The sequence below is a fragment of the Nioella sp. genome, from assembly GCF_965215655.1.
In the GTDB taxonomy this organism is placed as follows: Bacteria; Pseudomonadota; Alphaproteobacteria; order Rhodobacterales; family Rhodobacteraceae; genus Nioella.
Genome location: NZ_OZ244111.1, coordinates 2,152,397 through 2,171,275, shown reverse-complemented (window position 1 = coordinate 2,171,275; position 18,879 = coordinate 2,152,397). Strand labels below are relative to the sequence as shown.

The following is an 18,879-nucleotide window of genomic DNA, read 5'->3' as shown; positions in this document are numbered from 1 at the left end:
CCCAACGCTCTGGAAAGCTACTGAGCGTCGTCCATGATCGCCAAACTCGATGAAAGCTGGAGGTCGCCATATCCATTCGGATGCTCAGAACCCTAATCGCAGTGGCGGACAAAGGAACGTTTAGTGCTGCTGCCGACGCCGTTTACGTGACACATGCTGCCGTGAGTCAGCAGATGCGCGCTCTGGAAGAGGAATGGAGGGTCACAATATTCGATCGCTCGACCCGCAGCCCGAAACTCACGCCTATTGGTCGGGCCTTGGTTGCAAAGGCGCGGACCGTCGTGCAGGCCTATGACGACATGGTGCCATCTGTTCTGGGCGACAACGGTTTGCGGGGGGAATTTGGCCTCGGCTCAGTGCCCACCTCGCTGACTGGGCTGGTCCCCTTCATGATGGCTGTCTTAAAAGCGCAGCTGCCCCAACTCCATGTGCGACTCACTCCCGGCCTGACGATTCCTTTGATGCACCAGGTTGAGCGCAATGCCCTTGATGGCGCACTGGTGTCGAAGCCGGCAGTGCTGCCAAAAGACCTCTTGTGGCATCCTGTTTCCAAGGAAGAGCTGGTTTTGATTTGTTCTAGCCAGGTGGATGGCAGTGATCCAATCGTAATTCTTAAAAACAATCCGTTCATCCGCTTCACCCGCGAAGCCGTCGTGGGGTCGCTGATCGAAAACTGGCTGCAGGATTCTGGCGTAGTCGTAGATGATTCCATGGAACTGGGTGGGTTGGAGGCGATCTACAGCATGGTCCAGGCAGGATTGGGCGTGTCGATCGTTCCAGAACCATGCGTCAAGGTTCAGGTCCATCCGTCACTCCGCCGCATCCCATTATCCAAGTCTGGCGAACTCTATCGGCACCTTGGTCTGGTTCAACGAAAAGACAGCACGAAAAGCCAGGTCTTGCAGGAAATCGGAAAGGCGATTTCCCATGCCGTTTCAATCGGCGTGTTTCCACCTCCGGGGAATGTGAGCTAGTCAGGTTACCACTGGGGACAGTCGGTGCCCCTATATTTGTAGACGCTTTGCCCCCTAATTTTGAGGCAAGGAGGCCGACATGGGGACAAGCAATTACAGCGACGAGTTCAAGCGCGATGCGGTGCATCAGATCACGGTGCGCGGGTATCCGGTTCGGGAGGTATCTCGGCGTTTGGGCGTGAGCACGCATTCCCTTTACAAGTGGATGAAGCTGTTCGGCGATCCTGTGCCGAAGAATCCCGGCGTGGATCATGAAGCCGGGAACCGGCGCCTGAAGCGCGAGCTGACCAGGGTGACCGAGGAGCGCGACATTCTAAAGTAGGAAGGATCAGGAAAGGCCCCGGTGGGGCGTTTCCCCGACGAACGCAACGGCGTACTTCGCGCGCGAGTCTCAATGAAGTACGCCTTCATTCGGGCGCATCGCGAGGAGTTCGGCGTCCGGGCCATGTGCCGGGTGCTGCGGGTTCATTTCTCCGGCTTCTCTGCATGGCTTAAGGAGCCGTTAAGCCACCGAGCGCAGGAGGATGCGCGTCAGACGGAGCTGATCCGGCAGGCCTGGGCCGACAGCGGCAAGGTCTACGGCTACCGCAAGCTGACGGACGATCTGCGCGATCCGGTCGTCGTCAATGTGGCGTTCGGAGTATTCTTATGGATAGGACATTATCCAATTGAACAGGTGCAATCGGCTCTCTTTCGAATTATCGAAAGGTAAGAGTATATTGTCCGAGATCGGAAAGACAGCCCAGAGACGGAGATCACGATGCCCGTTGCATTCCATCCGCTTAGCCTAGTTCAGTGGCTCCTTCCGTTGCTGTGCGGTCTTATGATTTTGGCAAGCGGAGCGCAATCGCGGGCCGATACGGCCGAGGACATCCTGCTCAGCGTCACGGGCCCGGGCATCTCGCACGACCTGACCCGCACGGATCTTGAAGAGATCGGCATTGCCAGCTTTCAGACAACCACGATCTGGACCGATGGCATCCAGGAATTCACCGGGACGCCCCTGAATGCCTTCGCCGCGGCGCTTGGGCTGAACGAAGAGCTGGCCTTGCATGCCATCGCCGCGAACGACTATGCCGTCGAGGTTCCATTGTCCGACGCGGTCGAGGATGGGCCGATCATCGCCTTCCTGCGCAACGGGGAAGCGATGACGCTCCGCGATAATGGGCCGCTCTGGCTGGTCTATCCCTATGACCACAATTCCGACTATCAGTCCGAGATCATCTATGCGCGCAGCATCTGGCAGCTGGAACGCATTGTCGTGATCGCGCCCTAACGGGAATAGCCCTTGCCCTGATGCCAGCGCCACGCATCCGCGATCATCCGGTTCAGGGTGGATCGCTCGGGGCTCCAGCCAAGATCCTCGATGGCGCGGGCACTGCCGGACACCAGCTTGGTGCAATCTCCGGGGCGTCGTTCGCCGATGCTTATCGGTACATCGCGATTGGTGACGGCCCGGCTGGCATCGACGACCTCGCGCACGGAAAAGCCCGACCCGGTGCCAAGGTTGAACACTCGAGACCCCTTGTCGGCCTGAAGCCATTTCAGGCCCAGAACATGCGCATCCACAAGATCCATCACATGCACATAGTCGCGAATGCAGGTGCCGTCGGGTGTGTCGTAGTCGGTGCCGAAAATCGTGAGCGCCGGGCGCTTGCCGTCAATCGCGTCCAGCATCAGCGGGATCAGGTGTGTTTCCGGTTGGTGGAACTCGCCGACCTCTGCCTCCGGGTCTGCGCCGGCCACGTTGAAATAGCGGAAGATCACCGTTTCCAGATTATGGCGGGCGGAAAAGTCGCGCAGCATCCCCTCGATCGCCAGTTTCGAGCCGCCATAGGCGTTGATCGGTTGTTGCGGCGTGTCCTCGGTCAGCGTGACCTGATCCTGATCGCCATAGGTCGCGCAGGTCGAGGAAAAGACAAAGTGACGGCAGCCCGCCGCCACGGTTGCTTCGATCAGGTTCAGCGCGCCCATCACGTTTTCGCGCCAGTAGCGTCCGGGGTCCTGCATGGACTCGCCGACCTGGCTGAGCGCCGCGAAATGCATGACGGCAACGGGTTGGTGGGTCGCAAAGACCTCGTCCAGCCGGGCACGGTCCAGCAGGTCGCCTTCTTCGAACGGTCCGAAGCGCACCGCATCGCGCCAGCCGGTGGACAGGTTGTCGAAGGTGATGGGGCTGTATCCGGCGGCCTTCAGGGCTTTGCAGGCATGGGCGCCAATGTAGCCGGCCCCACCTGTTATTAGTACGTTCATACTGTTATCCATAAAATCGGTTGTATGTCGCGAATTGCCACCTTTGCCGGCGCGTTGCAGGCCGATTCCCCGGCGGTCCCGCCTGACTTGTCCTGTCGTTCCGGCTGCGCGCCGGTCCTTCGTTCGGAAAACGGGTCTAAAGTTCTGGGTTCGTGGTTTGGTACGGCCTGAAAGGCCAGTGGTCTACCCTCAAGAACGCCGCTGACCGATAAAAATGACCACAGGCACCGGGGTAGGGGCGGGGCTAGTGTGCCGACCGCACATCGGGCATCCCTCCCAAAAAACGGGCAGGCCTTGTGGCGCAGGCGATATGCGGGTCTGCCGCCTGTCTTGGCGGCGTCTCCTATCCGTATGCTCTATGCCGTGACATGGGCGGGAAGGTATGATGGACTTGGCCGTCTCGGGAAGACGGTGATTGAGCAGGGGCAAAGGCGATGCATAGAGACAAGCGACGGTTTTTCGTGCCGACGATCGTCCTTGCGGTCATCGGGGCCTGTGTTGTCGGGATCTGGTTTCTCAGCGCCGATGCGCGGCGAGAGATTGACGCGCTGGCGACCGCGAATGCCGACAGCACCCAGTGGAGCATTGCGCAGACCGAGGTCGAGTTACTGACGCTGGAAACCGCCGTCCTGACCGCAATGCACGACAACTCGCAGGCCGCTCTCAGGGAAGTGCGCCGTCGCTTTGATGTGTTCTATTCCCGCATCCGGGTTCTGCAAAGATCGCAACAGCTCGAACGCGTCCGCGAGGAGCCGGAGGTCGCCGAAACCCTGGAACATGCCATCATGGTTCTCGACAACGCTCTGCCGTTGATCGACGGGCCGGATGCGGAGCTGCGCGCGGGATTGGATGATCTTGAGGAACAGATCGCCGATCTTCGAAACGATCTGAGATTCGTCACGCTGGAATCCGTCCGCGTCTTCGCCAGACTGGCAGGGCAGCAGCGAGAGCGGGTCGCCAATGCGCTGCTCGATCTTGCGGTTCTGATCGTTGTCCTGATTCTGGTCCTGTCGACCACCGTCTTTGCCCTGGTCTGGTCGCTGCGTTTGGGGCAGCGCAGAACGGCGGAAATCGCGCTTGCGCAAAGCCGTCAGCGCACGATCGTGGGCACATCCATCGACGGGGTTCTGGTGGTAGGCCGCGACGGGCGCGTCCTTGATTGCAACCCGGCGGCAGAGCGGATCTTCGGCTATGCCCGAGAAGAGGCGCTTGGCGCCCGCATGGCCGATCTGATCATCCCCGATCACCTTCAGCAAGCGCATCGGGCGGCCATGGACGAACATCTCAGCACCGGGCGCAGACGGATCCTGGGCAAAGGTCTTGTCCAACTGGAGGCCAAGGACAAGTCGGGGCGGATCTTTCCCGTCGAACTGTCCATCGATACCGCTGAGAGCACCGAGGGGGAAATCTTCGTTTCCTTCATCCGCGACATCTCGGATCGCCAGCATGCCGAGCGGGAACTGGTGGAGGCCCGTGACAAGGCGCTGGCGGGCGAAGAGGCAAAGGCGGAGTTTCTGGCCGTCATGAGCCATGAGATGCGCACGCCGCTCGGCGGCATTCTGGGCGGGCTGGAACTGCTGTCGGGCACCGATCTGACCGGGCGTCAGAAAGGATTTGTCGACATGATGAGCCGCTCTGGCCAGTTGCTTCTGCATCATGTCAACAGCGTGCTCGACATCTCGCGCGATGATGCCGGCAAGACGGTTCTGCGGCCTGAACTCTTTGATCCGGTTGAGCTTTTGATGGATGTCGTGAACAGTCAGGCAGTCGAGGCAGAGGCCAAGGGCAACCGGCTGCTCGTATCGACCGGCGACGATCTGGGGCCTGTGATCGGCGACAGGACCAGGCTTATGCAGGTGATCGTCAATCTGGTGGCGAATGCGATCAAGTTCACCCGCGACGGGCAGATCACCCTGTCTGCCATGCGCGACCCCGGCGGCACCGATGTCGAATTCCGCGTGGCAGATACCGGCATCGGCATCGCCGCCGAGGACCAGGCACGCGTGTTCGACGATTTCGTCACCCTCGACACCCGCTACGCCCGCGAGGTCGAGGGCACCGGACTGGGGCTTGGCATTGCCCGCCGGCTGGTCATGGCCATGGGCGGCGAGATCGGAGTCGTCAGCCAGCCCGGTTCGGGCTCGGAATTTTGGTTTCGGGTGCCCCTGCCGACGGGTGACGCCATCGCCCTCGACCAGGACGGGGCTGCGTCAGATGGCCCTAAGGCCGGTTCGGGCCCCTCGACGTCCGGCCTGACGGTTCTGATTGTCGAGGATAACGAGATCAACCGGGCCGTTGCGGTGGAGATGCTGACAGGGATCGGATGCGAAACGGTCCAGGCCAGCGATGGCGCAGAAGCGCAAAGGCTGGCCGGACAGCGGGGGTTCGACTTGATCCTGATGGATATCAGCATGCCGCGCATTGACGGGATATCGGCCACCCGGCAGATCCGCGAGACCTCCGGGCCGAACAGCCTGACCCCGATCATCGCCCTGACGGCCCATGCGCTGCCCAAGGATATCGAGCGCTTCCACCAGGCGGGCATGACGGGCGTACTGATCAAGCCACTTACCCGAAAATCCCTTGTCGACAGTGTCGAGCAGCATTGTTCGCGACGGGTGGATATTCCAGACACAGGCGTCGAACCGGCACTCTCCGCCGAGCTTGCACAGCGCGCGGCATCGGAGATCGCAGAACACCTTTCCCACATGGAGACGGTGATCGGGGAGGGGCGCGCATTCCACGAACTGGCCGACCGTGCCCATATGGCGGCCGGTCTGGCGGCCGTGTCCGGTCTGGCGGCGCTTCAGGAGGCGTTCGTGACGCTGGAACTGGCGGTGGCGGAACTGGAGGGCGAAGAGGGGGAGGCCGACGCGCTAGCCGAACTGCTGGCCGAGGCAAGGGACCTGTTTCGGCGCGAAGGGCAGGCGGGCTGAACTTCCTGCGGCAGGCTGACCACCGGCACGCGTCCCCCTGGCACAGGAAAAACCGCGCCCTCCGTTATGGCCGGAGGGCGCGGGTGTTGACCGGTCGCGGGGCTGGGTCCAGGAAAAACCCCGGCCCGATCGAACCTCTTTTCGGGCTCAGTCGAGCCCGAACTGGAAGAGGAGTCCTGTCTGGCATCCGTTGCCCTGTGCGACGTTTGCGTTTGCGCCGTTACCGAACTGGAAGATGCCGTAGCTGTCGCAGCCGTTCTGGGCGAGGGTTCCGTGGTGGCCGTTGCCTTCCTGGTGGATGACGCCGGTGTTGCCGCCGCCGGACTGGCCGATGCCTGCGCCGTTGCCGTTTCCGTTCTGGTAGACATGGGCGGGGTCTGCGCCATTGGCGATCTGGTAGAGGGCGAGGCCGAAGCGGATGGCGTTGGCTTCATCGGCGTTCGAGGGGTTCACCTCGAAGGAGATGGTGCCTCCGGCCATGGCCATGGGGGCAGCGAGGGTGGTGAGGGCGAGGGCGGCGGCGGTGAGGGTCTTGCGGATCATGGGTTTAGTCCTTTGGGTCTATGTGTGTTCTGAATGTGTGTCGTTTACACTAATGAGGAGGTTCAATCTTTTCCGGGGCTCAAAGCTCGGTCTCGACGGCGCGGCAGCGATAGGTCTCGCCGTTCACGGTCAGGCTCAGGCTGGCGTCGTAATCGGCGGCATCGCCTGACAGCATCGACTGGCCGAGGGTCACGGTTTCTCCGGCGCGGGCGGTGAAGGCGCCGCCCTGGCGGATATTGGTGCCGCGGCCGGCAAGCGAGAAGCTGTAGCTGCCCGAGAGGCTCTCATTGGCCTGCACAAGCCCGCGGAAGGCGGCGCTGCGGCCGGTCTCCTCGACCGAGATCTGGCAGGCGAAGGGGGCGGCGGTTTCCTGCGCGACCGAGGCGGTGGTGCAGGCTGCGGCGAGACCCGCCCCGGCCAGGATCAGGGCCGCGGGAAGGAACCGGCGAGGGGAAAGGGGGAGGGTCATGGGTCTGGTCCTTGGGTTGATGGCCTGTGGGGATGGCCGGGAATGGGAGGCCCGCGGGGGGGAAGCGAGGGAGAGAGCCCCCCGCGGGCCGGTCGGGATCAGTTCTGGACGATCACCGCGACGTTGCCATGGCCGACCTGCGTGGAGGAGGCGGAGTTGCCGTTGCCGACCTGGATCACGCCGACGGCGTTGCCGTTGCCCCACTGGGTGGTGTCTGCGCTGTTGCCTGCGCCGATCTGGGCCACGCCGGTGACGTTGCCGGAGCCGTAGGTCGAGGAGGAGGCGGAGTTGTCCCAGCCCTGCTGGCCGATCACGGTCTGGTTCCAGTGGCCGTCCTGGGTGGCGATGGCGGTGTTCCATGCGCCGTCCTGGTAGATGGTCATGTCATTGTACCAGCCGGTCTGAGCGCCACCGGCGGCGTTGCCGTAGCCATACTGCTGAACGTTGACATAAGAGCCACCGGCAGCGGCTGCCCCTGCGACGGGCAGGGCGATGGCGAGGGCGAGAGCGGCGGTCTTCAGGGTGGATGCGATGGTCATTTGAAAAGTCCTTTTGGGTTGATGGTGTCGCTTGGGACGAGGGTGAATGTGATGATGCGGGTGTCGCGGTTCGTGGTGTTGGTGGGCGGCGTCTGCGGTGTTGCGTTTGCCGATGACCAACACTTGGCCCGAACCCCGGCGGTCAGGCAATATCGGCGACGGGAAAGGCGATAACAGTGAGTTCGTCATCGAATAACACGAACTCATATGGTCATGTTATCGGATAACACGATCTGAATATATGAACAAAATCAGCATCCTAAACCCAACTCCACGACTCCGACCCACACGGGCCACCCCCGCGCCCAAAGGCGCAACCCCCGAACGTGTCAAAAGTCGATAACACCCCGATCCAAACCCCAAACCCCAATAACATCCAAATACGTGTGAAAATGACGCTTACAGGGCGCGCGTTGTACGGGGATTCGTGTGTGACCTTCGATCGGATGTCGGGTGATTCCCCGGACTCATCCCTTCACGGATCGAAGAATCACATTGGTCTGGGCGGAGGCCACCGCCGGGATGCGGAACAGGAATTGTTCGAGGAAGCGGTTATAGGCGTCGATATCGGCACAGGCGATGTGCAGGTGATAATCCGCCTGACCGGTCGTGGCATGGCAGGCGCGCACCTCGTCGCGGTGCTTCACGGCGCGGATGAAGGCGGTCAGCTGTTCCGGGTCGTGGCGGGTCAGTTGCACATGGACGATGGCCTTGAACCCGAACCCGCGCTTCGCATCATTGATGCGTACCCCGTATCCTTCGATCACACCCGCTTCTTCCAATGCCCGCACCCGTCGCCAGCAGGACGAGGCAGACAGTCCCACCTTCGCGGCCAGATCGGCATTCGACATGCGACTGTCCTTTTGCAGGGCGCTGAGAATCTGTTCGTCGATCCCGTCCAGTTCTGACATGGTATTCTCTTCTGTTGCTTCTATTTGGATTTTTTTTCAAGTATTGTAAGAATACTCAATGAATTTGGTCAATCTGGCCGCTCTGCTCGGGATATCCTGCCGCAAGAGGACAGGAGCCCAGAATGACCGCACAGCCCCCGCATTTCGACACCTATCGCCTGGATGACCGCTATGCCCGGACCGAGGGCCGCGTATTCCTGACCGGGACGCAGGCGCTGGTTCGGGTGATGCTGGATCAGGCGCGGCGGGACCGGGCGGCGGGGCTGAAGACCGCCGGGTTCGTCTCGGGCTATCGCGGATCGCCGCTTGGCGGGCTGGATCAGGAGATGTGGCGGCAGAAGGTGCGGCTTGCCGAAAACCGGATCGACTTTCTGCCTGCCGTCAATGAAGACCTTGGCGCGACGGCGGTCCTGGGCGCGCAACAGGCCTCGCTCGATCCGAATTGCGAGGTCGAGGGCGTGTTTTCCATGTGGTACGGCAAGGGGCCGGGGGTGGACCGGTCGGGCGACGCGCTGAAGCATGGCAATGCCTATGGCTCTGCCCCCAAGGGCGGCGTGCTGGTGGTGGCGGGGGATGATCATGGTTGTGTGTCCTCCTCCATGCCGCATCAGTCGGATGTGGCGTTCATGGCCTGGTTCATGCCGACCCTGAACCCTGCCAGCATCGGGGAATATCTAAGTTTCGGGGCTTATGGCCTTGCCCTGTCACGGTTTTCCGGCACATGGGTCGGGTTCAAGGCGATCTCGGAAACGGTTGAGGCGGGCCAGTCGGTTGACATCCCGGCAGAGCGCGTATTCGTCCAGCCCGATTTCACACCGCCGCCGGGTGGCCTGCATGTGCGCGCCTCCGACATGCCGAGTCCGGAAATTGAGACCCGGATCGGGGCCAAGCTGGATGCGGTCGAGGCCTTCGTGGAGGCCAACCCGATTGACCGGCGGATCTACGACATCCCCGATGCGCGCTACGGCATTGTAACCACCGGCAAGGGGCATCTAGACCTGATGGAGGCGCTGCGGCTGCTCGGGCTGAATGAGACCGCTTGCCGCCGGCTCGGCATCGACATCTACAAGGTCGGCATGGTCTGGCCGCTGGCGCGCCGCGATGCGCTGGCCTTCGTGTCCGACAAGGAAGAGGTGCTGGTTGTCGAGGAAAAGCGCGGCATCATCGAGAGCCAGTTCAAGGAATATTTCTATGACTGGCCCGGTCACAAGCCGCAGCGCATGGTGGGCAAGCACCGGGCAGCGGGCGACCCGCTGATCCCCTGGACGGGCGAGCTGAGCCCATTGTTGCTGGTGCCCGTGGTGGCCGAACGCCTGCACCCGTTCTTCCCGGATGAGAACCTGCCCGAGAAGGCCCGCGCCCTGACGGAGACTCCGGCCCCGGTTCTGAGCGTTCCGGGCGCAACGCGGACGCCCTACTTCTGTTCCGGTTGCCCGCACAATACATCGACCAAGCTGCCAGCGGGCAGTGTCGCCAATTCCGGTATTGGGTGTCATGTCATGGCGGGTTGGATGGACCGCAATACGCTCGGTTATGCGCAGATGGGCGGCGAGGGGGTGCCGTGGTCGGTCGCGTCCCGTTTTACCGGTGGCGGACACCGGTTCCAGAATCTGGGCGAGGGGACATGGTTTCATTCCGGGTCTCTCGCCATCCGGCAGGCGGTCGCGGCGGGGGCGAACATCACCTACAAGATCCTCTATAATGACGCCGTGGCAATGACTGGCGGCCAGCCGGTGGACGGCCCCGTCAGCCCTGCCGCGGTGGCTCAGGCCTGCCGGGCCGAAGGGGTGGAGCGGATCGCGGTGGTGTCGGACGATATCGGCAAGTTCCGGCGCGGCGACTTCCCCCCGGGCACCAGTTTCCATGACCGGGCGGATCTGATGCCGGTGCAGCGGGAGTTGCGGGAGGTGAAAGGCGTCTCGGTTCTTCTATATGAACAGACCTGTGCGACCGAAAAGCGCCGCCGCCGCAAGCGGGGCAAGGCGGAGGACCCCAAGCGCTTTGCCTATATCAACCCGCTTGTGTGTGAGGGCTGCGGCGATTGTTCGGTTGAGTCGAACTGCCTGTCGATCGAGCCGCGCGAGACCGTCTTCGGGCGCAAGCGCAAGGTGAACCTGTCCAGCTGCAACAAGGATTTTTCCTGCCTCAATGGCTTCTGCCCCAGCTTTGTAACGGTGGAAGGCGGTGCGCGGCGCAAACCCGCGCCGGTGGCGCTGGACCTTGAGGCGCTGAAGGCCGGGCTTCCGGTGCCAGACGCGCCCGACCTGTCCCACCCCTTCGATCTGCTGGTCGCGGGTGTTGGCGGCACCGGCGTTGTGACCGTAGGCGCTCTGATCACCATGGCCGCCCATCTGGAGGGCAAGGGCGCCAGCGTGCTGGACTTCACCGGCTTCGCGCAGAAATTCGGCACGGTTCTGGGCTATGTGCGGATCGGGGCCGGCCCCGAAACCATAAACCAGATGCGCATTGAACGCGGATCGGCGGATACCGTCATCGGCTGTGATGCGGTTGTGTGTTCGTCACCCAAGGCGTCTGTCCACTACCGGCAGGGCACACGCGTGGTGCTGAACCGGGCCGAGATGCCAACCGGTGATCTGGTGCTGCACCGCGACGCGCAATTGAAGATAGCCGAGCGCGAGGCGCTGATCCGGGCCACAGTGGGCGCGGATGTGATGGCCTTCGACGCCAATCAGGTGGCGGAAAAGCTGATGGGGGACAGTGTCTTCGCCAATATCATGCTGCTTGGCGCGGCCTATCAGCGAGGGCTGGTGCCAGTCAGTGAGCTTGCTTTGAAACAGGCCATTCTGCTCAACGGCGTGGCGGTCGACAGGAACGCCATGGCCTTTGATCTGGGGCGGGTGATGGCGGCGCGGCCAGAGGTGCTGGAACCGTATCTGGGTGGCGCGAAGCCGCAAGCCGAGACATTGGACGAGATGATTGCCACCCGCGCCGACTTTCTCAGTGCCTATCAGAACGCCGCCTATGCCCGCCGCTTCACCGACCGGATCGCCGCATTTCGCAAGTCTGTGCCGGAAGCCGGAGAGGAGCTTGTCGTTGCGGCTGCGAAATCGCTGTTCAAGCTGATGGCGATCAAGGATGAATACGAGGTCGCCCGGCTCTTTACCCAGGCCGGTTTCGATGAGGAACTGGCTGAGCAGTTCGAGGGCGATTTCCGCGTTGTCCATCATCTTGCGCCGCCAATCCTGTCGTTTCGCCGGGATGATCGGGGACGCCCCGTCAAGCGCGCGTTCGGTCCCTGGGTGCGGCCGGTGCTCAAAGGTCTGGCCAAGCTGCGACGGGTGCGGGGCACCTGGGCCGATCCATTCCGCTTCAGTGCGGATCGGCGCCTGGACAGGGATTTGCTTACGTGGTTCGAACGCGTCCTGACGCATGTGGAAGATCACCATGACCCCGAGACGGCGCTTGATTTGCTGTCCGCCCCGATGGAAATCCGCGGCTATGGCCCGGTGCGAGAGGACGCAGCCCGTCAAGTGCGCGCCGGGATGCCCGAGGGCCTGCGCTGACTTGACTTCGCCTGCCTGCCTGACGCTCATGGGGGGGCAGGAGAAGGGGCGCGGAATGCAGGCGGATTATGCGATCATCGGCGGCGGGGTCGTCGGGTTGACCGTGGCCTGGGGGTTGCAACGGCGCGGCTTTCGGGTGGTCGTGCTGGACGGCAGCGACGGGGATTTCCGCGCCAGCCGGGGCAATTTCGGGCTGATCTGGGTTCAGGGCAAGGGCATGCATGCGCCGCGCTATGCAGAGTGGACGAGAGGCTCCGCGGCGCTGTGGGCCGCCTTCGCGTCAGAGTTGGGCGAGGGCACGGGGCGCGATCTCTGGCTCAGGCAGGATGGCGGTTACGAGGTGTTTTTCGATGAAGCCGAAATGGCCCGGACCGCTGCCGCCTATGAGGGTCTGAAGGCGCGGCTTGGCGGCGACTACCCCTATGAGATTCTGGGGGGCAATGCGCTGCGCCGTGAAGAACCCGCGATCGGCCCCAGGGCCGTTGGCGCGATCCTGCATGGCGAGGATGGCCATACAAGCCCGCTGCTGCTGCTGCGCGCGCTGGCAGGTGATTTCCGTCGCCTTGGCGGGCGGGTGCTGACCGGCAGGCAGGTGGTTGCGGTGGACCGGCCCGACGGGTTCCGCATGACCTGCGCCGATGGCGAAACGGTGGAGGCGGGCAAGATCGTGCTGGCAGCGGGGCTCGGGGCCGCAGTGCTTGGGCCGATGCTGGGGTTTCGGGCCCCCGTCCGACCACAGCGGGGGCAGATCCTGATCACCGAGAAAGTTCCGAAACTGCTAAACCGTCCCACGGTCGATCTGCGGCAGGTAGAGGAGGGCGGGGTCCAGATCGGGGCCACGAACGAGGAGGTCGGCTTTGACGATCATTCGACGCAACCGGCCATGGCCCGACTGGCGGCGCGGGCGGTCGAGACGGTCCCGGCGCTGGCAGGGGCCCAGATTGTGCGGTCCTGGGCTGCACTTCGGGTCATGACACCGGACGGGTTGCCGATCTATCAGGAAAGTGCCGCAATGCCGGGTGCTTTTCTGGTCACCTGCCACAGCGGCATTACCCTCGCCGCGGCCCATGCGCTGCGCCTGCCGGACTGGTTGGAAGGCAAGCGCGGCGCGCCGGATCTTGCCGCGTTCTCCGAGGATCGCTTTTCACGCTAGCGCTGCTTGTCGCGCGTCTGGGGCATGGCTATGCAGGCAGAACGTGTCGGCCCGCCATGGTGGCGGCGCCAACACCCATCATCAAGGACATTCCCCATGATCGAACGTTTCGAAACCGGCACCCGCATGAGCCAGTTCGTCAAGCATAACGGCACCGTCTATCTGGCCGGTCAGGTCGGCGAGGGTGCCACGGTGGCCGACCAGACCCGCGATTGCCTGGCGCAGGTGGAGCGGCTGCTGGCCGAGGCAGGGTCCGGCACCGACAAGATGCTGCAAGCCATCATCTGGCTGGCGGATATGGCCGATTTCGCCGAGATGAACGCGGTCTGGGATGCCTGGGTTCCAGAGGGTCACGCCCCGGTGCGCGCCTGTGGCGAGGCCAAGCTTGCGGCGCCGAAATACCTGGTGGAAGTCATCGTCGTCGCGGCCTGCTGAAGCGCTGTACGACCTCCTGCTCTGATCGGGCGAAAAGGCGCTTCGAAGCGCCTTGTGACGGGTCTTCGAAGGCCCGTTTCCACCGCCCCCTTGCCAGTCGCATTCCAGATCTCAGTAATCGCGCTCGAAGAACACGCCGATGCTGCTGTCGCCATCGGTGGCAAAGGCGCCGCGTGCCGTGATGTTCGGGGTGAGATCGAGGTTCAGGGATATCTCGGCCTCGCCATTCGCGCCGATCTCTGCATCGGTATAGAGATTGTCCGAGATATAGCGCCCAACGCGCAGGCTGGCATTGCCCTCGGAATCGGTCGACAGGTCGAGATCGTCCACGCCGAGGCTGTCACGCAAGCCCCCGATGATCCCCTGACCGCCCGCCACCCCGGACACCGCATCGACCAATTGCAGCGCCTGTACGGGCGACAGGCTGGTCGCGCTGCGGCCAAAGAAGAGCCGGGCAAGGATTTCGTCCTGCGGCAGATCGGGGACGGAGCTAATGGTCAGTTCAGGGGCCGAGGCCGGACCTTCGATGGTGATCAGTGCCGTGATCTCACCGGTCTGGGTGCCTGCGACCACACGGAGGTAGGGGTCGAAACCGCCCTGGAGGCTGGCCGTCGCCTCGGAGATATCGAAGCGCTGGCCAAGGAAGGACAACCGTCCGCGGATCAGCTCGAACTGGCCCGATGGCGCGACGGTGGCGCTGGTGCCGCCAAGGTGGATGCTGCCGCCAAGCTCCGCGTCCAGGCCAGACCCGCGCAGGAAGATCCGTGCGGGGGCGTTGATGGTCAGGTCCAGCGACACCGGCGCGCTGCTGCCGCCATTGCCCGAAGCGATCAGCCCGGCCCGGTCGCGGGTGGCATATTGCGCGCCGGACGCGCCGATATGGGCGATCTCGGGGATCGGTTCGGATGCGCCGAAGCTGAGATCGTCCAGCAGAACATTGGTCTCTCCCAGGGTGATCTGGCCAGAGACATGGGCCCCCGCCGCCAAGGCGCCATCGACGGTGATCGTGGCCGTGTCGATCGTGGTCTGGAACAGGTCTTCCTCGGTCACCTGAACGGCGGACAGGGTCATCTCGACCCGTCCGGGAAGGCCGGAGGCCGTCAGGTCCAGCCCCCCGTCGAATGTCATCCGTCCGCCCGGCTGAATGCCGCTGCTGCCCGACAGGTTCAACCGGCTTCCGGCGATGCTGGCGGTCAGGTCCAGCCCCTCCAGCACCATGCCGAGAGAGGGCAGGGACACCCGCGCGCCACCGGTGGACAGGGTGCCAGCAAGAGAGGAGAGCGACGGGGGGCCGTCGACCGTCAGGTCGAACCGCGCGGTGCCGCGCACGGAACGCGGGGTGATGAATTGATCGGCCAGCGCCAGCGGCAGGCTGCCCGAAAGGGCAAGGTCCACCGCGCCGCCGGGCAGGCCGATCCGGCCGGTCACGTCACTTGCCAGCCCGCCTTGGCCGCTGGCCTCGCCTGACAGGGTCCAGGGCCTCGTGCCATTGGCGCGCGTCAGGGTCAGGCTGGCGTCCACGGGGCCGGAAATGGCCGAGGTCAGCAGCCCCGCATTGGCCAGCCGTGCGGTGGCCGACAGCGTGCTGCTGCCCGATGAGAGCCGTCCCTCTGCACTGGCGGACAGGGCCGATCCGGTCAGTTCGAACCGGTCCAGATGCAGCCCCTCACCATCGCGGCGCAGGGCGGTTTCGATCCGGGTTTCCCCTGCGATCAGGGCAGGCGGTATCGCGTCGCCCGCGCGCAAATCCTGTGCGGTCAGATCGGCGGTTGCGTCAAATGCACCGGATAACAGGTCTGCCTCTGCGAGCAGTGTCATGCGGGCGGACCCCGCCAGTTCCTGCCCCGCAAGCCCCGCGAAGGCAGACAGATCGGGCAGGGCTGCGCGCAGGTCCAGTTCAGCCAGAAGGGCGCTCTCCCCGGTGCGGAACCGGGCCGCCCCGAGCAGCGTGGCGGTGTCGCCGGTCATGGCGATCCGGGTCAGGTCCAGCGGCTCTCCCGTCTGCCAGTCGGCGCGCAGGGACAGGCGCGCGGTGCGGCCCATGGCGGCTTGCAGATCGGGCTCTGAATGGGACAGCCCCTCCAACGCGGCCAGCAGATCGGCGGTGACGGCAAAGGCCCCCGAATCTGGCGGGGTGATGCTGCCAGACAGGGTCAGGTCGGCGCGGTCAACGCTGATGTCACCGGCGCGCAGGTCGGAAATCGCGGCCGCGCCGGTCCAGCCATTACCGGCCGCGCGGTCATAGCCGAGCGTCAGGTTTGCCCCGGTCAGGGTGACGGGCGGACCGGCGATCGGCAGGCGCACGGGGCCGCCGCTGGCATCCGAGATCAGACCCGTCACCTGAAACCGCAGGGGCGTGTTGTCGGCGGCGAGTGCGCCAGAGCCTTCCAGCGACAGCGAATGGCTGGTCAGGGCAAAGCGTTCCAGCACGGTGCCGCCCGCAGCGGGCCGGGTCAGAACCGCCTCCAGCCCCGTGCGCGATCCAAAAAAGGCCTGATATTCCGGCAGCACCAGATTCGCCAAATCACCGGTCAGCGCGGCAGTGATCTGTGCGGTTCCGTCCTCTGACCGTGTGGATATCAGCGTTCCGCTGACCCGTGGTTCATCGTCGGTTGCCAGGGTCAGGTCAATCGTCAGATCGTCCAGCGGCCCGGTCCCGGCAATGTCCATCGCGACCGAGGGGGCGTCGGGGATGCCCAGAAGCGTGACCGCGATGCCTCCGGGGTCTTCCATCAGCTCTAGCGACAGGTCCAGTTGCCGGGTCTGGTTCTGAAAGCCCGCCCGAAGGGCAAAGCGCCCCTCTGGTCCGTCCAGCCGGGCAAGCGTCAGCTCCGCCGCGCCGGTGCCTTCGGCAAGGCTGGCCGAGCCTGCAAGGGTTGCGGTGACGGGAAATCCCAGAAGCGATGCGCCAAGCTCTATCCTGTCAATGGCCAGCGCCCCGAGGGCAATGGACACCGGCAGGTCCGGCAGTTCGAATGGCGTTGCTTCCGGTGCGGCGGGGTCGGGCTCGCCCGTGGGCAGACGGTCCAGCACGATGCGCGCGGCGGCAAGGCGATCCACTTCCAACGCGCCCCGCAGCAGGGCCGAGCGGGTCCAGGTCAGCTCTGCATCTTCGATGGTCAGCCAGACGCCATCGGCATCCGATATCGTCAGCAAATCCAGAGTTGCGGTGGAGCTGAGCGCGCCCTGAAAGCCTTCGATTCGCACCTGACGGGCATTGCCATCGGACAGCGCCCCCTCGATCAGCTGTACCAGCCGCCCGCGGTCATCCTCTTGCGCATGGAGCGGCAAGGCGATCAGCAGCGCCAGCGATATGAGCATCGCCCGGATCAAAACGCCTGTCCGATGCCGATGTAGAAATACAGGTCTTCGCCCACGCCATCGCCGCTCACCGGTGTCGCCAAATCCAGCCGGATTGGCCCCACCGGGGTGTCATAGCGCACGCCGATTCCGGCGCCGGAATGCCAGCTGCCGCCCGCGTCCCAGTAAGGACCGGAGGAGACATAGCCGGTATCTGCGAACAGCACCGCGCCGAAATTGCCGAACAGATCCTGCCTGAGTTCCAGCGATGAGCCGAAGAAACTGCGCCCGCCGGTCAGCACGCCACCCTGCATCGCGCCGAGCGACTGGTAACCTTGGCCGCGTACCGTATCGGCCCCACCGGAAAAGAACAGCCAGTCGGGGGGAAGGGTATTGATCGCACCGCCATCCAGTGTGCCCAGTTGCAGGCGCGCGGCCAGACGGGTGCCACTGGTCTGCCCGAACGCCCAATAGGCGCGCGCATCCGCCGTGAACCGCGCGCCGCCCGACCCTTCGGCCATGGCAAAGGGGGTCAGGGTTGCGTCGACATACCAGCCGCTGCGCGCGTCGAACACGTTGTCGCGGCTGTCCCATGTCAGGCCCACGGGCAGCGACAGCATGGTCACATCGCGGGCCGAAAACGCGTCGGTGATCTGCCCATAGCTGAGTTCCGCGAAAACCGACCCGCTGAGGGTGTCGGAAAACCGGTGTTCCAGCCCGGCCTCCAGGTCGATCCTGTCGAGGGTGAAGGTTACCTCGTCGAGATGTTCCACGCTCACGCCGAAGCTGAGCCGCGTGTCGGGGGTCAGCACTGCGGGAATGGAATAGACGGCTGAGGCCAGCGCGTCGAAGCCGCCGTTTTCGCCGCCAAGCCCGCTGAACTCTCCGTCAAGGCGCAGCCGTTCTGCCCCGCCAAAGAGGTTGCGATGAAGCCAGTAGGTGGAGAGCGTCACGCCCTCGGTCGAGGACAGTTCCGCCCCGAAGCCAAGCCTGCGCAGGGGGGCCTCGACCAGATCGGCCTCGATGGGCAGGCTGTTGTCGGGGGCGAGATTCCCTTCCATGAGGGCCACAGAGGTAAAGGCCCCTGTGTCGCGCAGCCGTCCGGCCACCCTGTCCAGCGTTTCGGGGTCGAACCGGGCACCGGTCGGAAGGCCCGCGATGCGGGCAATGGCCTCTGGCCGCATTCGTTCGTTCCCCTGCGGGATCAGTTGGCCAAAGAGCGCGACGGGGCCGGGGTCGAGCGTGATCTGTGCATCCAGTTCCGCCTGCGCATGACGTGCGGTGATCTGCTGGCTGGCGATGGCAGCGGTCGCGTGCCCCTCGGCGCGCCAGGCGGTGATGCCCGCCTCTGCCGCCTGCCGCAGCACGCGGGTGCCTGCGGTGGCTCCGGGGGCAAACCCTTCGGGCAATTCGGTGCCGGGGGCCAGCGGCCCGATCTCGGCCCGGCCAAGGCGGAAGGGGCTGCCGGGAGTGACGGTTATTACCACGTCCTGAATGGGGGCAGGCGCGCGGAACGGGGAAATGTCGGAAGCTTCGCGCCGGTCCAGTCGAATGGAGATCTCGGGGCCGAAATAGCCGCGCTCGTAAAGCGCCGCGAGCAGGCGGGAATAGTCTGACCTTGCGCTGGCAATTACATCCTGCGCGGGCAGGGTGGCCGCGTCTTCGATGGCCATCAGGCGGGAGGCGGCGGTCAGGTCTTCCTGCAAGGCGCTGTCCGCGCCGATCACCTGAAGCGAAACATCCGCGCGCGCCGGACCGGTGGCGGTCAGGGCGGCAGCGGATAGCAGGAGAATCGGCAGGCAGCGCATGTCTGTTAACTTATAGGGCGGCCCGGCAAAGCTG

13 protein-coding genes and 1 pseudogene are annotated in these 18,879 nt (G+C 64.2%); 7 read left to right on the top strand and 7 right to left on the bottom strand.

Annotated features, from left to right (window positions below; genetic code table 11):
• Window positions 1-80: 80 nt before the first annotated feature.
• From ACOOEX_RS10780 to ACOOEX_RS10770, 3 genes and pseudogenes are all read left to right on the top strand, one after another.
• The gene (locus ACOOEX_RS10780; RefSeq protein WP_420394840.1) at window positions 81-974 is read left to right on the top strand and encodes a LysR family transcriptional regulator; all 894 of its coding nucleotides are present in this window, start codon (window positions 81-83) and stop codon (window positions 972-974) included.
• A 79-nt stretch (window positions 975-1,053) separates the two neighbouring features.
• A pseudogene (locus ACOOEX_RS10775) lies at window positions 1,054-1,581 on the top strand (transposase); the annotation flags it as partial.
• Between the two features lie 216 nt (window positions 1,582-1,797).
• Window positions 1,798-2,250, top strand: coding sequence for an oxidoreductase (locus ACOOEX_RS10770; protein WP_420394839.1), 453 nt, complete (start codon window positions 1,798-1,800; stop codon window positions 2,248-2,250).
• Here the strand turns inward: ACOOEX_RS10770 and galE are convergent.
• Window positions 2,247-3,227: a UDP-glucose 4-epimerase GalE gene (gene galE / locus ACOOEX_RS10765; RefSeq protein ID WP_420394838.1), complete on the bottom strand. Its 981-nt coding sequence runs from the start codon at window positions 3,225-3,227 to the stop codon at window positions 2,247-2,249. The two genes, ACOOEX_RS10770 and galE, sit on opposite strands and share 4 nt — an antisense overlap.
• 434 nt (window positions 3,228-3,661) lie before the next feature.
• On the opposite strand from galE, the gene ACOOEX_RS10760 reads away from it, so the two are divergent.
• Window positions 3,662-6,163: an ATP-binding protein gene (locus tag ACOOEX_RS10760; RefSeq protein ID WP_420394837.1), complete on the top strand. Its 2,502-nt coding sequence runs from the start codon at window positions 3,662-3,664 to the stop codon at window positions 6,161-6,163.
• A 147-nt stretch (window positions 6,164-6,310) separates the two neighbouring features.
• Here the strand turns inward: ACOOEX_RS10760 and ACOOEX_RS10755 are convergent, their stop codons facing one another.
• The 4 genes from ACOOEX_RS10755 to ACOOEX_RS10740 form a co-directional block, all read right to left on the bottom strand.
• Entirely contained in the window at window positions 6,311-6,706 is a 396-nt protein-coding gene (locus tag ACOOEX_RS10755) for a hypothetical protein (protein ID WP_420394836.1), read from the bottom strand.
• Between the two features lie 79 nt (window positions 6,707-6,785).
• Window positions 6,786-7,175 carry a curli-like amyloid fiber formation chaperone CsgH gene (csgH, locus tag ACOOEX_RS10750; protein WP_420394835.1) on the bottom strand — a complete coding sequence of 130 codons (390 nt, stop codon included), beginning with the start codon at window positions 7,173-7,175 and terminating at the stop codon, window positions 6,786-6,788.
• Between the two features lie 98 nt (window positions 7,176-7,273).
• Complete coding sequence (locus tag ACOOEX_RS10745) at window positions 7,274-7,714, bottom strand: hypothetical protein (RefSeq protein WP_420394834.1); 441 nt, start codon at window positions 7,712-7,714, stop codon at window positions 7,274-7,276.
• A gap of 467 nt (window positions 7,715-8,181) precedes the next feature.
• The gene (locus ACOOEX_RS10740; protein ID WP_420394833.1) at window positions 8,182-8,625 is read right to left on the bottom strand and encodes an Lrp/AsnC family transcriptional regulator; all 444 of its coding nucleotides are present in this window, start codon (window positions 8,623-8,625) and stop codon (window positions 8,182-8,184) included.
• Window positions 8,626-8,747: 122 nt separating this feature from the next.
• Here ACOOEX_RS10740 and ACOOEX_RS10735 point away from each other — a divergent pair, with 122 nt between their 5' ends.
• From ACOOEX_RS10735 to ACOOEX_RS10725, 3 genes are all read left to right on the top strand, one after another.
• Entirely contained in the window at window positions 8,748-12,149 is a 3,402-nt protein-coding gene (locus ACOOEX_RS10735) for an indolepyruvate ferredoxin oxidoreductase family protein (RefSeq protein ID WP_420394832.1), read from the top strand.
• A gap of 55 nt (window positions 12,150-12,204) precedes the next feature.
• Entirely contained in the window at window positions 12,205-13,302 is a 1,098-nt protein-coding gene (locus ACOOEX_RS10730; protein ID WP_420394831.1) for an NAD(P)/FAD-dependent oxidoreductase, read from the top strand.
• 96 nt (window positions 13,303-13,398) lie between these two features.
• On the top strand, window positions 13,399-13,737 hold the full coding sequence (locus tag ACOOEX_RS10725; protein WP_420394830.1) for a RidA family protein: 339 nt from the start codon (window positions 13,399-13,401) through the stop codon (window positions 13,735-13,737).
• A gap of 111 nt (window positions 13,738-13,848) precedes the next feature.
• Here ACOOEX_RS10725 and ACOOEX_RS10720 read toward each other — a convergent pair whose 3' ends face one another.
• A complete protein-coding gene (locus ACOOEX_RS10720) occupies window positions 13,849-17,058 on the bottom strand; it encodes a translocation/assembly module TamB domain-containing protein (protein WP_420394829.1) in 3,210 nt (1,069 codons plus the stop codon).
• 8 nt (window positions 17,059-17,066) lie between these two features.
• Window positions 17,067-18,845, bottom strand: coding sequence for an autotransporter assembly complex protein TamA (locus tag ACOOEX_RS10715; RefSeq protein ID WP_420394828.1), 1,779 nt, complete (start codon window positions 18,843-18,845; stop codon window positions 17,067-17,069).
• Window positions 18,846-18,879 lie beyond the last annotated feature (34 nt).

What these genes read in the sequence shown, in the direction of transcription:
- ACOOEX_RS10720 (WP_420394829.1), bottom strand. Translation starts at nt 17,058, where the DNA reads ATGCTCATATCGCTGGCGCTGCTGATCGCCTTGCCGCTCCATGCGCAA.
- ACOOEX_RS10740 (WP_420394833.1), bottom strand. Translation starts at nt 8,625, where the DNA reads ATGTCAGAACTGGACGGGATCGACGAACAGATTCTCAGCGCCCTGCAA.
- csgH (WP_420394835.1), bottom strand. Translation starts at nt 7,175, where the DNA reads ATGACCCTCCCCCTTTCCCCTCGCCGGTTCCTTCCCGCGGCCCTGATC.
- ACOOEX_RS10735 (WP_420394832.1), top strand. Translation starts at nt 8,748, where the DNA reads ATGACCGCACAGCCCCCGCATTTCGACACCTATCGCCTGGATGACCGC.
- ACOOEX_RS10715 (WP_420394828.1), bottom strand. Translation starts at nt 18,845, where the DNA reads ATGCGCTGCCTGCCGATTCTCCTGCTATCCGCTGCCGCCCTGACCGCC.
- ACOOEX_RS10780 (WP_420394840.1), top strand. Translation starts at nt 81, where the DNA reads ATGCTCAGAACCCTAATCGCAGTGGCGGACAAAGGAACGTTTAGTGCT.
- ACOOEX_RS10760 (WP_420394837.1), top strand. Translation starts at nt 3,662, where the DNA reads ATGCATAGAGACAAGCGACGGTTTTTCGTGCCGACGATCGTCCTTGCG.
- ACOOEX_RS10745 (WP_420394834.1), bottom strand. Translation starts at nt 7,714, where the DNA reads ATGACCATCGCATCCACCCTGAAGACCGCCGCTCTCGCCCTCGCCATC.
- ACOOEX_RS10730 (WP_420394831.1), top strand. Translation starts at nt 12,205, where the DNA reads ATGCAGGCGGATTATGCGATCATCGGCGGCGGGGTCGTCGGGTTGACC.
- ACOOEX_RS10770 (WP_420394839.1), top strand. Translation starts at nt 1,798, where the DNA reads ATGATTTTGGCAAGCGGAGCGCAATCGCGGGCCGATACGGCCGAGGAC.
- ACOOEX_RS10725 (WP_420394830.1), top strand. Translation starts at nt 13,399, where the DNA reads ATGATCGAACGTTTCGAAACCGGCACCCGCATGAGCCAGTTCGTCAAG.
- galE (WP_420394838.1), bottom strand. Translation starts at nt 3,227, where the DNA reads ATGAACGTACTAATAACAGGTGGGGCCGGCTACATTGGCGCCCATGCC.
- ACOOEX_RS10755 (WP_420394836.1), bottom strand. Translation starts at nt 6,706, where the DNA reads ATGATCCGCAAGACCCTCACCGCCGCCGCCCTCGCCCTCACCACCCTC.